The following is a 14,805-nucleotide window of genomic DNA, read 5'->3' on the forward strand; positions in this document are numbered from 1 at the left end:
TAGCGCACGCCGGACATTTCGCCACTCAGCGGTCCACGCATCGTCCGCCAGTGAAGTGAAATCACCCGTTTTTCACCCGTATGCAGCTTTAGTCATATAGATACTTGCTGTGAACCTGGAAGGACTCATGGTGACTGTCCCCTCAACCAGGAGAACAACCAATGATCCTGTCCATCTCAGGCGTGGTCCTGCTCGGCATCATCTGCTTCCTGTTCTTCAAGAAGGACGGGATGAAGGCCTCGCACGCCCTCGTCAGCGCGCTGTTCGGTTTCTACCTCGCGGGCACGGCCATCGCCCCGAGCATCACGGCGGGCGGCCAGAGCCTCGCCGGTCTCCTGGGCGGGATCAAGTTCTGACGCCCTTCCGTCCCTTCCACCACTACAGGAGCACCCCGTGGCCCGGCGACCACTCCCCCGCATTCTGAGCAGCGGCAGCGCACAGATCGCTCGCAGTCGAGAGATCGCGCGCACGGCCGCCGACAGCGCCACCGACGTGCTCCATCCGCTGATCACGGTCTCCCGCGGTCTGCGGAAGCTGGCCGCGACCGCGCGCGCCAAGTGGGCCGCGACCCCCAAGGACCGGCGTGGTCCCACGTTGTTCCTGGTCGCGGCCTGCGTCATGGTCGTCGTCCTCGCACCGTACGGCCCCCTCCTGGCCCTCGTCGCCCTCATGGGCGCGGCCGCCTGGCAGGGGCGTGAGCGCCCGGTCGTCAAGACCGGGCCGGACGACGCGGAGGCCGCCCGTCTCAGCGGCCTCTACGAGGCCCTCGTGCCGTACTTCTCCGTGGCCGACGACCCCTCCCCGCTCTTCGCCCACGGCGGCGACTGGAGCGGCCCCTTCGGGGAGTACGCCTTCGACGGGGACGGACGGCTCACCCGGCTGAGGATCGCCTACCCCCCGTACTTCACCGACGGCGAGCCCTCCGCACGCGCGCGCATCGAGCAGCTGCTGCACGCCAAGTCCGGGCGCGGCCGCGAGTACCGCTTCGACTGGGACGAGGAGGGCAACCGGCTCGTGATGAGCGTGCTGCCCGCCCTGCCCACCACCATCGCCGCCCAGCACTTCGTGACCATGCCCGGCGAGACCGTCCTCGGCTTCACCGACGCGGACGCCGTGCGGCGGACCGTGCCCGTGGTCGGCGCGGACGGCACGGAGGACGCCCCCGCCGTCGTCTGGCGCACCGGCCCCCGCTCCGCCGAGCCCCACCTCCTCGCCGTCGGCCAGCCCGGCAGCGGCACCACGTCCCTGCTGCGCTCGATCGCGCTCCAGGCCCTCGCCCACGGTGACGTCCTCGTCGTCGAGGGCGGCGGGACGGGCGAGTACGCGTGCCTCACCGGACGGAACGGCGTCCTGGCCGTCGAGTGCGGCCTCTCCGGCGCCCTGACCAGCCTGGAGTGGGCGGCGCACGAGACGGAACGGCGCCTGATCTCCGCCAACCGGGCCCGCCAGGCCGGGCACGCGGCCCCCGAGGACACCCGGCGCCCGCTCTGGATCCTCCTCGACCGGCCGAGCGTCCTCGGTCACCTGGCCGCCGCCGACGGCCGCCCCGACCCGCAGGACCTGCTCCAGGTGCCGCTGCGGCACGGGCGCGCCGCGCAGGTCACGGTGGTGGTCGCCGAGCACTTCGACAGCGCGGACACCCTGAGCGAGGCGGTACGGACCCACACCAGGGCCAGGATCGCGCTCGGCCCGGCCTCGCCGGAGCAGATCGCGGCGGTCCTGGGCGCCGACCCGCACACCACGCCGACGCCCGAGGTCCCGGCGGGCCGGGGCTACGCGCGCCTGGGCACCGGACCCGTGCTGCGCCTCCAGGTGCCCGCCACGCCCGACCCGTACGACGAGGCGACGAGCGAGGCGCACCGGCAGGCCGTCCTCGACCTGCTCCCGGAGCGGCTCACGGCCGCCGTATCGGTGGCCAAGGCCGTCCCCGCCGTCCCCGCTTCCCCCGCCTCCCCCGTCGAACCGGACCCGGGCCCGGCGACCCTCCAGACCCCGGTCCCCGCCGAGGGCTGAGCACCCTGGACGGCCGCGGGGGCGGGGCGCGCCCCCCCGGCCGCCCCCCCCCCCCCCCCGGGCGGGCCGCCCCCCCCCCCCCGCCGGGGCCGCGCCCCCCCCGGGGGGGGGGCCCCGGGCGGGCGCCCCCCGCCCCCCCCCCCCCCCCGGGCCCCCCGGGGGGGGGGCCCCCCGGGGGGGGGGGGGGGGGGGGCGGCCCCCCGGGGGCCCCCCCGCCCCCCCCCCCCGTCCGGCTCCGCGCGCGGAGCCGGACGGGCGCCGCGCCCACGCGTGCGGTGACCCCGGGTTCCGCCCGCCCCGCGCGCGTGGGCGGACGGACCGGGCCCCCGGCACACCATCGACGAGCGCCCGGACCCCGCTACGCCACGAAGGAGCGCGGCGGTTCCGCGCCACCGCCCGCGCCCGACTCGACCAGCCGGGCCGCGGCGGCCAGCCGGGCGGCGGCCTCGTCGGCGACCGCCCCGCCGACGGTGAAGGGCAGCCGGACGAAGCCCTCGAAAGCGCCGTCCACGCCGAAGCGCGGACCGGAGGGGACGCGGACCCCGACCCGCTCCCCCGCCTCCGCCAGCCGGGAGCCGGACAGACCGCCGGTCCTGACCCAGAGCGTCAGCCCGCCGTTCGGCACCCAGAACTCCCATTCCGGCAGTTCCCTGCGCACCGCGGTGACGAGCGCGTCCCGGTTCTCCCGCGCCTGCTCGCGGCGGAGGGCTACGGCCTCCTCCCAGCCGCCCGTGCGCATCAGCCAGTTCACCCCGAGCTGTTCCAGGACCGGGGTGCCCAGGTCCGCGTAGGCGCGGGCGGCGACCAGCGAGCGGATCACGTCGGGGGCCGCCCGGACCCAGCCGATCCGCATCCCGGCCCAGAAGGCCTTGCTGGCCGAGCCGACCGTGAGGACGGTGGAGCCCGCCGGGTCGAAGGAGCAGACCGGACGGGGCATCTCGACGTCGTCGAGGCGCAGTTCGGTCATGGTCTCGTCGACGACGAGAACGGTCCCCGCCGAGCGGGCGGCCTCCACCAGCTGCCGCCGCTGGTCCTCGTCGGCCAGTGCGCCGGTCGGGTTGTGGAAGTCGGCCACCACGTACGCGAGGCGGGGGGCCGCGTCCCTCAGGACCTGGCGCCAGCGGCCCAGGTCCCAGCTCCCGAGACCCTCGGACATGGCGACGGGGACGAGCCGGGCGCCCGCCTCCCGCATCAGCTGGAGGATGTTGGCGTACGAGGGGGACTCGACGGCGATCCGTTCCCCCCGCCCCGCGAAGAGGTGGCAGATGGCGTCCATGGCGCCCATGGCGCCGGTCGTGACCATGATCTGCTCGGGCATGGTGGGGATGCCGCGCGCGGTGTAGCGGTCGGCGAGCATCTGCCGCAGCGCGGGCAGGCCCGCCGGGTAGTCGCCGTGCGTATGGGCGTACGGGGGCAGTTCCTCCAGGGCGCCCCGGACCCCCCGGGTGAGCCAGGGCTCGGGCGCGGGCAGCGCCGCGCAACCCAGGTCGATCATGGAACCGAGCGCTTCGGGGGGCAGCGGTTCGAGACCGCGAGCGGGCAGCGGGTTGCCCGCCGGGACGGCGGTCCAGCTGCCCGCGCCCCGCCGCGACTCCAGGAAGCCCTCGGCGCGCAGCGCCTCGTAGGCGGCGGCCACGGTCGTCCGGCTGACGGTGAGGGCGAGGGCGAGTTCCCGTTCGGCGGGCAGCCGGGCGGCGACCGGGACGCGGCCCTCCAGGACGAGCAGCCGGATGCCGTCGGCGAGGGCGCGGTAGGCGGGCGGCTTGCGGGCACCCGGGGTGGCGCTCCGGGGCCGCTGGGCCTGGAGTTGCCGGGCGAGCTGAGCAGGACCCACCGCCGAAGTCCACTGGGCCATCGAAATCAGTCCACCTTCCTCGAATTGGCCATGGTTGGCATCCGTTCCCCGCCACAGAGTGTCATGAGCCAGTCCACTGACACCACCCTGGGGGAAAGTCCCTTGTCCATCACCTCCGGCCTCCGCGGCCGGCACCTCACCCGCCGCCTCGTCCAGCTCTACGTCGGTCTCACGCTGTACGGAGCCAGTGCGGCCCTGCTGGTCCGCAGCGGTCTGGGCCTGGAGCCCTGGGGGGTGCTCCACCAGGGCCTGGCCGGGAGGACGGGTCTGACCATCGGCGTGGTCTCGATCGTCGTCGGGGCCGCGGTCCTGCTGCTGTGGATACCGATCCGGCAGCGGCCGGGGCTCGGCACGGTCTCCAACGTGTTCGTGGTCGGCCTCGCCATGGACGCCGCCCTGGCCCTCGTGCCGGACGTGCGGCAGCTGGCCTGGCGGATCGGCCTGCTCGTGGCGGGCATCGTCCTCAACGGGGTGGCGACCGGCCTGTACATCGCCGCGCGCTTCGGTCCGGGCCCGCGCGACGGCCTGATGACCGGTCTGCACCGGCTCACCGGCCGGTCGATCCGGGTGGTGCGGACGGCGATCGAGGTGGCGGTGGTCGCCACCGGTTTCCTGCTCGGCGGCTCGGTCGGCGTCGGCACGGTCCTGTACGCCCTGTCCATCGGACCGCTCGCGCAGTTCTTCCTCCGCCGTTTCGCCCTCCCCGAGCAGGACTCCGGAAGCACCGCCGTCGCCACCGGGACACCGGGACAGGCCATACTGCGGCCGTGACTCGCGTACGCCATCCCTATCTCGACCATCCCCTGCCCCTTCCGTTCGCCCACCGGGGCGGCGCGGCGAACGGCCTGGAGAACACCGCCGCCGCCTTCCGCCGGGCCGCCGCCGAGGGCTACCGCTACTTCGAGACCGATGTGCACACGACGGCCGACGGGGCGCTCGTGGCGTTCCACGACGCGACCCTCGACCGTGTGACGGACGCCTCGGGCCGCATCCGCGACCTCCCGTGGGCGGCGGTGCGGGAGGCGCGGGTGGCGGGCACCGAACCGCTGCCGCTCTTCGCGGACCTCCTGGAGGAGTTCCCCGAGGCCCGGTGGAACGTGGACCTCAAGGCCGAGTCGGCGCTGCTGCCGCTGGTCGACCTGGTCCGCGCGACGGGTGCCTGGGACCGGATCTGCGTGAGTTCCTTCACCGAGGCGCGGGTGGCGCGGGCGCAGCGTCTGGCGGGGCCCCGGCTGGCCACCTCGTACGGGGTGGGCGGGGTGATGGCGCTGCGGCTGCGGTCGCTGGGCGTCCCGGCGCCGCTGCGTCCCGGCGCGGTGGCGGCGCAGGTCCCCGAGCGGCAGGGCGGTGTCCGGGTCGTGGACCGGCGGTTCGTGCGGGAGGCGCACGCGCGCGGGCTCCAGGTCCATGTGTGGACGGTGAACGATCCGGCCCGGATGAACTCTCTCCTCGACCTGGGCGTGGATGGCATCATGACCGATCAGCTGGAGACCCTGCGCGCGGTGCTGACCGACCGGGGCGTCTGGGTCTGAGCGCGTCCCGGCGGCACCGCGCCGGGACGACGGGGACGGAACACGGGGACGGACGAGGGGGCGGCCTTGACCGCAGGGACCACCGCACCGGAGGAGTACGTCTCCGATCCCGGCGAACGCCGACGGGAGCAACGGGGCTGGTACTTCTACGACTTCGCCTGCTCGGTGTACTCGACGAGCGTGCTGACCGTGTTCCTGGGGCCGTATCTGACCTCGGTGGCGCGGGCGGCGGCCGACGCCGAGGGCTTCGTGCACCCGCTGGGCGTCCCGGTGCGGGCGGGCTCGCTCTTCGCGTACACGGTGTCGGCGTCGATCGTGGTGGCGGTCCTCCTGATGCCCCTGGTGGGCGCGGTGGCGGACCGCACGGGGCGGAAGAAGCCGCTGCTCGCGGCGTCGGCCTATCTCGGGGCGACGGCGACGGCCTGCATGTTCTTCCTGGCGGGAGAGCGGTATCTGCTGGGCGCCTTCCTGCTGATCGTGGCGAACGCCTCGCTGTCGGTGTCGATGGTGCTCTACAACGCCTATCTGCCGCAGATCTCGGAGCCCGACGAGCGGGACACGGTCTCCTCGCGCGGCTGGGCCTTCGGCTACACGTCGGGCGCGCTCGTCCTCGTACTGAATCTGGTCCTCTACTCGGGCCACGACTCCTTCGGCCTCACGGAGGGCGAGGCGGTCCGGCTCTGTCTGGCCTCGGCCGGTCTGTGGTGGGGCGCGTTCACCCTGGTGCCGCTGCGGCGGCTGCGGGACCGGCGGACCGGGGGCGGGACCGGAAACACCGGGCGGGCCGGCGGAGGCGCGGTCGGCGGGGGCTGGCGCCAGCTCCGGGAGACGCTCAGGGACATGCGGCGCCATCCGAAGACCCTGGCGTTCCTCCTCGCCTATCTGGTCTACAACGACGGTGTGCAGACGGTGATCTCGCAGGCCTCCGTGTTCGGTTCGGAGGAACTGGGCCTGGAGCAGACCACGCTCATCACGGCGGTCCTGCTCGTGCAGGTGCTGGCGGTGGCGGGGGCGCTCGGCATGGGCCGACTCGCCCGGTCGTACGGCGCCAAGCGGACGATTCTGGGCTCGCTGGTGGTCTGGACGCTGATCCTGGTGGCCGGGTACTTCCTGCCGGCCGGGGCGCCGGTGTTCTTCTACTGTCTGGCGGCCGCGATCGGCCTGGTACTGGGCGGGAGCCAGGCGCTGTCGCGTTCGCTGTTCTCGCATCTGGTGCCGCGCGGGAAGGAGGCGGAGTACTTCTCGGCGTACGAGATGAGCGACCGGGGGCTCAGCTGGCTGGGTCCGCTGGTGTTCGGTCTCGCGTACCAGGTGACCGGAAGCTATCGGGATGCCATCATCTCCCTGGTGATCTTCTTCGTGCTCGGCTCCGTCCTGCTCGCCCGGGTCCCGGTGCGGCAGGCGGTGCTGGACGCGGGGAACCCGATACCCGACCGTGTTTAGACGTGGCACCGAAAGGGCGGTAGTGTACGCGTTTGGCCTGCCAGGCGGACCGTTACTGCGTGCTGCTTTGGTGAAGACACCGGGTTACATCTGCCGCCAGATGTGACAAAACGGTCACTGGTGGGTACAACAAGGGGCGGCACGACGGGCGACGCATGACCCGGCACGGGAATCTTTACCGCCGACCGGACGTTGACCGGATAACGACGACAGCGACACCTGTCCTGTGGGCGACAAGCCCGGGAGGCACGATTCATGAGTGAGCGAGCTCTTCGCGGCACGCGCCTCGTGGTGACGAGCTACGAGACCGACCGCGGCATCGATCTGGCCCCGCGCCAGGCGGTGGAGTACGCATGTGAGAAGGGACATCGCTTTGAGATGCCCTTCTCCGTCGAGGCGGAGATTCCGCCGGAGTGGGAATGCAAGGTCTGCGGAATCCAGGCTCTCCTGGTGGACGGGGACGGACCCGAGGAGAAGAAGGGCAAGCCGGCGCGAACGCACTGGGACATGCTCATGGAGCGGCGCACCCGCGAGGAGCTGGAGGAGGTCCTCGCCGAAAGGCTGGCCGTCCTCCGTTCCGGCGCCATGAACATCGCCGTGCATCCGCGCGACAGCCGCAAGTCCGCCTGACGGACCCGGCAGGACGACGCCGCGGGGCCCGGTACACGATCCGTGTACCGGGCCCCGCGGCGTTCCCATGTGTCCAGGACGGGCTTCCCCGACCTCCGCCACCACGGGCCTCCCTGCCACGGGACCTCTGTCACGAAGACGTCCGCCGCGGCGCGGGCGCCCCGGCCCGGCCCTTCCCCCTCCGGGCGGAACCGGGACCGGAAGGCCGGTGGCCCCGTCTCCCGGTCCGGGTCCCGGAGAGCGCGCGACGGCCCCGTCCCTCCGTGGGGACGGGGCCGTCGGGCCGTCGGGGCTCGGGTCGTCAGGGTGTCAGCGGGGGACGGGGGCCGTCGGCCCGGCGGGGGGCCTGCTCGCCGTCCTGGCGGATGACCTCGCCCGGGACGACCTTTCCGTCCGGGCGGTGGATGCGGGCCTGCTGGAAGGCGTCCTGGAGGCTGCCGGAAGGGGCCGCGCTCATCCGCCGCTCGACGGCCCGCTCCGCGGACCGCCCCAGGAGGGAGCGGACCGGCGGGACGAGCAGCAGCAGACCGACCGCGTCCGAGATCAGGCCGGGGAGCATCAGGAGCAGACCGCCGAGCATCAGGAAGCCGTTGCGGTCCTCGGCGCCGGTACGCTCCGGCGGTACGGGCGCGGTGCCCGCCCGCGCCGCCTCCTGGGCCGCTTCCTGGGCCTGCTGGAAGGTCGAGGTGAGGTTGCGGAAGGCACGGCGCCCCGCCCGCTTCACGACGACGGCGCCGAGGACGGCGCCGCCGACGAGCAGGGCGAGGACGGTCAGTCCGCCCGCCGCGTCCGCCACCACCGTGAGCAGCCAGATCTCCAGGACCAGCCAGGCGGCGACGCCGAGCGGAAGGAACGTGCGCGCGCGGGAGCGCTTGGGGGCGAGGGGAGGCGGTGCGCCGGTCGTCATGGTCACCAGTGTGCCTGGCGCCCTGCCGGAACGTCGTAAAGGAGGGATCAGGAGGGCTTGCGGCCGAGCAGTCTGCCGACCTTCTCCGCGCGGGCCGTCACACCCCAGCCGGTGACCCGCCACAGCGCCTCGACGACGATGTTCCGGCTCATCTTCGAGTCGCCGATCTCGCGTTCCACGAAGGTGATCGGGACCTCGACGACATGGAAGCCCGCGGCCACCGCGCGACGGGCCAGGTCGACCTGGAAGCAGTAGCCCGCCGAGGCCACGTCGTCCAGGCCCAGGCCCTCCAGGGTCTCCTTGCGGAAGGCCCGGTAGCCGCCGGTGACGTCGCGGATCGGCACGTCGAGCATCACGCGGGAGTAGAGGCTGCCGCCGCGCGAGATGAACTCGCGGGACTTCGGCCAGTTCACGATCCGGCCGCCCGGCACCCAGCGGGAGCCGAGCACCAGGTCGGCACCCTTGAGCGCGGTGAGCAGGCGCGGCAGCTCCTCCGGCTGGTGGGAGCCGTCGGCGTCCATCTCGACGAGGACGCCGTAGCCGTGCTCGATGCCCCACCGGAATCCGGCGAGGTAGGCGGCGCCGAGCCCCTCCTTGCCCTTGCGGTGCAGGACGTGCACATGGTCGTCCTCGGACGCGATCTCGTCCGCGAACTTGCCCGTGCCGTCGGGGCTGTTGTCGTCGGCGACGAGAACGTGCGCCTCGGGTACGGCCTCCCGTACCCGCGCGACGATCGGCTTGATGTTCTCCGCCTCGTTGTAGGTCGGAATGATCACCAAGGCCTTGCCGAGCGGGCCGTAACGCCTCTGGCCACCGTCGTTCACTACTGCCCCTTCGGATACATACACAGGCCCCCACCATAGCGAGGTCCCCGGCGTGCTCCGGCGGGGCGGTCGGCCGACCCGGGTGACAGACGGGACGGAAGGGACCACCGGGACGCGGGAAGGGCGGTGCGGGGCCCGGAGTCCTTCGGTCCGACCTGGGATCCGCTGGCTGCGGGTCGACCGAGAGCCGTTGTCTACTGAACGTCCGGGCCCCACCCGGGTCGCACCTTCCGCCGGAGAAACCTTCCCTCGGGCCGAGGCGCGGGCGGCGTACGGCGACTGCGGGAGGGACGGGGTCCCGGCGGACGTCCTGTGGTGGACTCGGAGAACCTACCCGCCCCCGACCCGCGACTGTCAATACCCTCTTGACCTGCGGAGACAGTTCAAAAGCGCAGGCCGGAGGGGAAGATCCGCAGGTCGGGGACAAACACCCGGAGCGGCTGCCCCCAGGGGGACATATCCCCACATCACACGTTCGGCCGTACGAACACCGTCTGTCCGTGCACGACCGTGCGCAGGCAGACGGGGAGGTCGGCACCGGGCGTCAGATCGGGCAGACCGGGCGTCCCGGAGCGCGGATCGGTCGACCAGCGGGCCACCCGGTCGTCGGGTGCCTGGACCACGAGTTCCGCCGCCCCCCAGATCGCGTAGTCGGCGGGAGCGCCCGGCACCAGCGTCCCGGCGTCGTCCCGGCCGACCGCCCGCCAGCCGCCCCGGGTGTGCGCGGTGAAGGCGGCCCGGACGGAGATCCGGTGCTCCGGGGTGCGGTGGAAGGCGGCGGCCCGGACGGTGCCCCAGGGGTCCAGCGGGGTCACCGGGCTGTCGGAGCCGAAGGCCAGCGGCACACCGGCGCGCAGCAGCGCGGCGTACGGGTTGAGGGTGCGGGCCCGCTCGACGCCGAGCCGGTCCGCGTACATGCCCTCGTCCCCGCCCCAGAAGGCGTCGAAGGCGGGCTGCACGGAGGCGGTGAGGCCGAGTTCCGCGAAGGCGGCGATCGTCTCGGGGGTGAGCATCTCGACGTGCTCCACGCGGTGCCGGGCGGCCCTGATCCGGGCCGGTCCCAGCTTCTCGGCGGCGGCCCTGACGCCCTCGACGACGGCCGTCACTGCCGCGTCCCCGATGGCGTGGAAGCCCGCCTGGAGACCCGCCTCGGTGCAGGCCGCGACATGTCCGGCGACGGTGGCCGCGTCCAGGTGGGCGGCTCCGGTGTGCCCGGCGTCGGCGTGGTCCGCGTACGGCTCGTGGAGGCAGGCCGTGTGGGAGCCGAGGGAGCCGTCGGCGAAGAGGTCCCCGGCGGCGCCGAGCGCGCCGAGGGCGCGCGCCCGCTCCACGTCGAGGTCGGCCCAGTAGCCGACCACCCGGGGTCCGGGCTCGTCACGGGCCAGGTCCAGGAGGCCGGTGAAGTCGTCCTCGGAGGAGATCTGCGGGCCGCCGCACTCGTGCAGGGTGCCGATGCCGAGGGAGGCGGCCCGGGTGCGGGCGGCGCGCTGCGCCTCGGTGCGCTGACGGGCCGAGACGGCGCCGAAGGCGGCGGCGCGCACGGCGTGGTGGGCGTCCCCGGTGAGCGGGCGCTGTCCGTCGTGGAAGCCGTCCAGGTCGCGGACGCCGGGGACGAGGTCGAGCAGGGCGGTGGTGACGACGGCCGAGTGGACGTCGATACGGGTGAGGTAGAGCGGCCGGCCGCCGGTGAGCGCGTCGAGTTCGGCGCGGGTCAGGGGCCTGCGCTCGGGCCAGCGGGCGGCGTCCCAGCCGTGTCCGATGAGGATGCGGTCCTGGGTACGGGCGGCGGCGTGGGCGCGGATCAGCTCCGCCGCCTCGGCGAGCGAGGCGGCCCGGGACAGGTCGAGCCCGGTGAGGGCGAAGCCGGTGGCGGTGGTGTGCACGTGCGCGTCGACGAACGCCGGGGTGACCAGCGCGCCCTCCAGGTCGACCACCTCGTCCACACCGGAGGCGAAGGCGTCGGCGGCGCCCTCCGAACCCACCCAGGCGATGTGCCCGCGCTCCACCACCATGGCGGTGGCGAAGGGGTCGGCGGGGCTGTGGACTTCCCCGCCGCGCAGCAGCACGGTGCGGTGTTCGGCGGCAGCCGCGGCGGGCGCGGCAGGCATGGACTCACTCATGCGACCAGGCTAGGACCTGTCAGGAGCCGGTTTGTCCGGCAGGTCCCCCCGGGCGGGCGGTCCGGGGTCAGATGCGGGGCGGCCTGGCCTCGTACGGCGTGGAGAGGACCACGGTGGTGCGGCTGGAGACTCCGGCCTGCGAGCGGATGCGGCTCAGCAGGTGTTCCAGCTCCAGCGGGGTCGCGACCCGGACCTTGAGGATGTAGTTCTCGTCACCGGCGACGCTGTGGCAGGCCTCGATCTCCGGGATGTCGGCGAGCCGGTCGGGGGTGTCGTCGGGGGCGCTGGGGTCGAAGGGTTTGACCGAGATGAAGGCGGTCAGCGGCAGGCCCACGGCCTCCGGGTCGACGACCGCGGCATAGCCGCGGATGACTCCGCGCTGCTCCAGGCGGCGGACGCGCTGATGCACCGCCGACGTGGACAGGCCGGTGGCCTTGCCCAGGTCGGTGTAGCTCATGCGCCCGTCCTTGACGAGCAACTCGACGATCTGACGATCCAGCTCCTCCATGCGGCGACCCTAGTGCTCCCCGGAGGCGGGCGGCAGCGCCGGGGGCGCCCACTATCGATGGGTATCAGCCATAGCGGGGCACCTGCGACGGGCATGTGACGAACGCCACAGGTTTGCGCCCGCCTCCGGGGACCGCCACACGGTTATGCGGACCACCGCATGGGAAGTGCTTGCTGTGGTCGAGGCCACACAGATCCGGCCGACCCACCCGAGGGGGAGATCTCCATGCAGGAGCCTGTTGATTCGGTCGACATGTCCGACGAGCTCGACGCGTACGACACGTTTGAGATGTTCCGGGTCGTCTGCCCGGAGTGCGTGCAGCCCATCGCGCTGCTCGCGGACGAGGACGTGCTGCCGGAGCACGCGCTCTGCCCCACTCCGTGGAACCCCTTCGTCCTGACGGTCTGCCCGGGTACGGGCCTGTCGGCGGGCGAGGCCGGCCCGGCCGACGAGACCCTGGAGGTGCTGGAGCAGGACACCGCCCTGCTCCTGACGCTCCCCCAGGGCCTCGACTGGCGCACGCAGCCCTTCTCGCACGTCGGCGGTCCGGGCTCGCGTCCGATCCAGGTGCCGCAGATGCGGCGCGCGGCCTGAGCCGCCCGGTTCACCAATAGCTTCCCCGCACCATCGCCGCGAGCGCGGCGCGGTGCAGGATCAGCGCGTCGGGGTCCTCGGGCACCTCGACCTCGCCGAAGTGGGCCTGCCGGTACGCGATCCTCAGCATCACGATCGCGTGCCGCAGGGCCGCGTAGAGGGTGTGGAACTCCATGGCGCGCGGAAGGTGCCCGGTCAGTTCGGCGTAGCGCCGTTCGACCGCGTCGCGGGACAGGAAGCCGGGCAGTCCCGGCTGGCCGAAGCCGACGGTGAGGTCCTGGAAGAAGCGGTGCAGGTAGACCGTCCAGCCGAGGTCCACCTCGCGCGGGACGCAGGCCGCCATCTCCCAGTCGAGGACGGCGGCGGGGGTGAAGCCGTCGTAGACGATGTTCCCGATGCGCGCGTCGCCCCAGCCGAGGACGGCCGGGCCCTCGTCTGCGGGCCAGTGCGCCTCCAGCCAGTCGAAGGCCGACTCGATGAGCGGCGAGCGGGCGAGACCGTCCACCACCCAGGCGTAGTAGGCGCGTTGGGCGTCGACATGACGGCGCAGCGGGGTTCCCCGGCCCTCCGGGAGCAGGAAGGCGGCCTCCGCCGCCGGGAACTGGTCGTGCAGCCGCGCGAGCACGGCGACGGACTCGGCCTCCACCTGGGCGCGTTCGGCGTCGGTGGCGGCGTGCAGCCAGTTCCCCTCGTACGTGTAGGGCATGACGTCGGGCGGGACGCGGCCCTCGGCGCGGGCCATCACGAAGAACGGGGCGCCGAGCGGCCCCGGGTCCTCCTCCAGCCACAGCACGCGCGGCACGGGCACGTCGGTGTGCTCGCCCACCAGCCGCATGACGCGGTGCTGCCGGGCCATGTCGTAGACGGGGAAGACGGTGTACGCGGCGGGGTCGGCGGCCAGCCGGAGGGCGCAGCCGCAGACCGGGGCGTCCGGGTGGTCGAGGTCGAAGAGCAGGGTCTCGCTGGACATGCCGTTGGAGCCGGGTACGGAGAGTCCGGTGACGCGGGCCCCGGGCAGGTGCCGGTGCAGCCAGGCGGTGAGGCGGCGGCCGAGTTCCTCGGGGTCGCGGGTGGTGGTCCGGGGGCGGGGAACGGAGGTCAAGAGGGGCTCCTCAGAGGGCCGTTGACGTGTGGTCGGCGAATCCGCTGGGGTCGTGACGGCCGAAGGAGCCGTGTTCGAAGATGCCGTACCCGGTGCGGCCGTCGAGGGTGAAGCGGGCGGAGTGGTCGGTGACGCCGTACGCGGCGGCGGGATGGGCCGCCGGGTCGGAGAGGTCGTAGACGCGCCGGTCGGTCCAGTCCCTGCCCTGCCAGGTGCCGTGCTGCCAGTCGGTGGCGGGCGGGTAGCCCGCACCGACGGCGAGCGGGGAGGAGGCGAGGACCTCGACGCCGATCTCCAGGGGTCCGCCGGTGGGGTCGGTGAGGTGGACGGTGGCCCGTTCGGGGTGGCGGGTACCCGGGCGGTACGCGATCTCGGTGCGGGGCCAGCCGAGTTGGACGTCGCGGTGGCCCTCGCGCACGAGGAGCGCCTCGTTGAGGGTGCGGTAGCCGTCGGCGTCCTCCTGGGCGATGACCATGAGGAAGCGGTCCTCGAAGCGCATCGGGATCCAGAGCCAGTGGAAGCCCTCGGGGCGGAACTCGGCGGCCCGGCCGGGTTCTTCGCCGGGTATCGGGCGGACGCCCCAGCTGCGGTCACGGGTGCCGGTCCACTCGCCGGGTGTGACGGCGAACTCCCGGCCACCGGCCCGGACGGTGCCCGCGCAGTGTCCCGCCTGGACGAAGCGGCGGCCTTCGAGGGTGAGTCGGCCGCCGTGGCGCTGGGTGTGGTGGGGTTCCCAGACGGCGGGGAAGTCGCCGGTCCAGGCGATCTCGTAGGAGAGCCCCTCGGGGTCGGCGGGGTCGGCGGCGCAGGACAGGGTGAGGCGCCGGAGGGGTTCGTCGACGGTGATGGCGAAGGGGCCGACGGAGAGGTTCGTGCGGTCGTCGCCGAGGGCGTCGGAGGCCCGGACGGCGTGCAGCCGGTCGCCGACGCGGAGGGTGGCGTAGGCGTCGACGACCCCGGCGTTGGGGTAGACGCCGAGACCGGCGATGAGCAGGGCGCGGCCCTCGTGGTCGAAGACGTGGAAGATGCACCGGTCGTAGGCGTTCCGGTCGCCGCTGACGTGGTGCTTCATGGAGAGCGGGGCCTGGTGCACGGGATATTCGTCGAGGGCGACGGGCCGGTCGTCGTGCCGGTGCGCGGACATGGCTGACCTCCTGGTCGGCGGGGCTTCCGGACAGACGTCTGACGGTATGTCAGATACGAGTCGGGGGGCCAGGGCCGTGCACCGGGCGGCAGGCGGCAGGCGGCAGGCGGCAGGCGGCAGGCGGCAGGCGGCA

At 73.5% G+C, this 14,805-nt stretch carries 14 protein-coding genes; 7 read left to right on the forward strand and 7 right to left on the reverse strand.

The genetic code is table 11. The annotated features are described in order from the left end of the window. Nucleotides 1-161: 161 nt before the first annotated feature. Both ACIO92_RS22440 and ACIO92_RS22445 read left to right on the forward strand, forming a co-directional pair. Nucleotides 162-356 (forward strand): hypothetical protein, encoded by a 195-nt coding sequence (locus tag ACIO92_RS22440; RefSeq protein ID WP_015032212.1) that lies wholly within the window; start codon nt 162-164, stop codon nt 354-356. Between the two features lie 37 nt (nt 357-393). Next, nucleotides 394-2,013 carry a hypothetical protein gene (locus tag ACIO92_RS22445; RefSeq protein WP_402284241.1) on the forward strand — a complete coding sequence of 540 codons (1,620 nt, stop codon included), beginning with the start codon at nt 394-396 and terminating at the stop codon, nt 2,011-2,013. 358 nt (nt 2,014-2,371) lie between these two features. Here ACIO92_RS22445 and ACIO92_RS22450 read toward each other — a convergent pair whose 3' ends face one another. Then, nucleotides 2,372-3,868 (reverse strand): PLP-dependent aminotransferase family protein, encoded by a 1,497-nt coding sequence (locus ACIO92_RS22450; RefSeq protein WP_401237825.1) that lies wholly within the window; start codon nt 3,866-3,868, stop codon nt 2,372-2,374. A gap of 63 nt (nt 3,869-3,931) precedes the next feature. Between ACIO92_RS22450 and ACIO92_RS22455 the strand changes: the two genes are divergently transcribed. The 4 genes from ACIO92_RS22455 to ACIO92_RS22470 all read left to right on the forward strand — a co-directional run bounded on the left by ACIO92_RS22455 (nt 3,932) and on the right by ACIO92_RS22470 (nt 7,473). Then, on the forward strand, nt 3,932-4,639 hold the full coding sequence (locus ACIO92_RS22455) for a YitT family protein (protein WP_402059912.1): 708 nt from the start codon (nt 3,932-3,934) through the stop codon (nt 4,637-4,639). Beyond that, nucleotides 4,636-5,400 (forward strand): glycerophosphodiester phosphodiesterase family protein, encoded by a 765-nt coding sequence (locus ACIO92_RS22460; protein ID WP_366446318.1) that lies wholly within the window; start codon nt 4,636-4,638, stop codon nt 5,398-5,400. Before ACIO92_RS22455 ends, ACIO92_RS22460 begins: the two co-directional genes overlap by 4 nt. Before the next feature lie 66 nt (nt 5,401-5,466). Further along, the gene (locus ACIO92_RS22465) at nt 5,467-6,843 is read left to right on the forward strand and encodes an MFS transporter (RefSeq protein ID WP_366446319.1); all 1,377 of its coding nucleotides are present in this window, start codon (nt 5,467-5,469) and stop codon (nt 6,841-6,843) included. Between the two features lie 255 nt (nt 6,844-7,098). Continuing rightward, nucleotides 7,099-7,473 (forward strand): RNA polymerase-binding protein RbpA, encoded by a 375-nt coding sequence (locus tag ACIO92_RS22470; protein ID WP_015032218.1) that lies wholly within the window; start codon nt 7,099-7,101, stop codon nt 7,471-7,473. Between the two features lie 301 nt (nt 7,474-7,774). Here ACIO92_RS22470 and fxsA read toward each other — a convergent pair whose 3' ends face one another. From fxsA to ACIO92_RS22490, 4 genes are all read right to left on the reverse strand, one after another. Further along, nucleotides 7,775-8,380 (reverse strand): FxsA family membrane protein, encoded by a 606-nt coding sequence (gene fxsA / locus ACIO92_RS22475; RefSeq protein ID WP_366446320.1) that lies wholly within the window; start codon nt 8,378-8,380, stop codon nt 7,775-7,777. 47 nt (nt 8,381-8,427) lie between these two features. Next, entirely contained in the window at nt 8,428-9,204 is a 777-nt protein-coding gene (locus ACIO92_RS22480; RefSeq protein ID WP_366446321.1) for a polyprenol monophosphomannose synthase, read from the reverse strand. Between the two features lie 467 nt (nt 9,205-9,671). Continuing rightward, the gene (locus ACIO92_RS22485; RefSeq protein ID WP_366446322.1) at nt 9,672-11,324 is read right to left on the reverse strand and encodes an amidohydrolase; all 1,653 of its coding nucleotides are present in this window, start codon (nt 11,322-11,324) and stop codon (nt 9,672-9,674) included. Between the two features lie 67 nt (nt 11,325-11,391). Beyond that, entirely contained in the window at nt 11,392-11,832 is a 441-nt protein-coding gene (locus ACIO92_RS22490) for an Lrp/AsnC family transcriptional regulator (protein ID WP_017242178.1), read from the reverse strand. A 225-nt stretch (nt 11,833-12,057) separates the two neighbouring features. Between ACIO92_RS22490 and ACIO92_RS22495 the strand changes: the two genes are divergently transcribed. Then, complete coding sequence (locus ACIO92_RS22495; RefSeq protein WP_366446323.1) at nt 12,058-12,426, forward strand: hypothetical protein; 369 nt, start codon at nt 12,058-12,060, stop codon at nt 12,424-12,426. Between the two features lie 10 nt (nt 12,427-12,436). Here ACIO92_RS22495 and ACIO92_RS22500 read toward each other — a convergent pair whose 3' ends face one another. Both ACIO92_RS22500 and ACIO92_RS22505 read right to left on the reverse strand, forming a co-directional pair. Then, complete coding sequence (locus tag ACIO92_RS22500; RefSeq protein ID WP_366446324.1) at nt 12,437-13,528, reverse strand: phosphotransferase family protein; 1,092 nt, start codon at nt 13,526-13,528, stop codon at nt 12,437-12,439. Nucleotides 13,529-13,538: 10 nt separating this feature from the next. Continuing rightward, nucleotides 13,539-14,672: a hypothetical protein gene (locus tag ACIO92_RS22505; protein ID WP_401237816.1), complete on the reverse strand. Its 1,134-nt coding sequence runs from the start codon at nt 14,670-14,672 to the stop codon at nt 13,539-13,541. Nucleotides 14,673-14,805 lie beyond the last annotated feature (133 nt).

This window comes from Streptomyces sp. NPDC087215 (genome assembly GCF_044744885.1).
Lineage (GTDB): Bacteria > Actinomycetota > Actinomycetes > Streptomycetales > Streptomycetaceae > Streptomyces.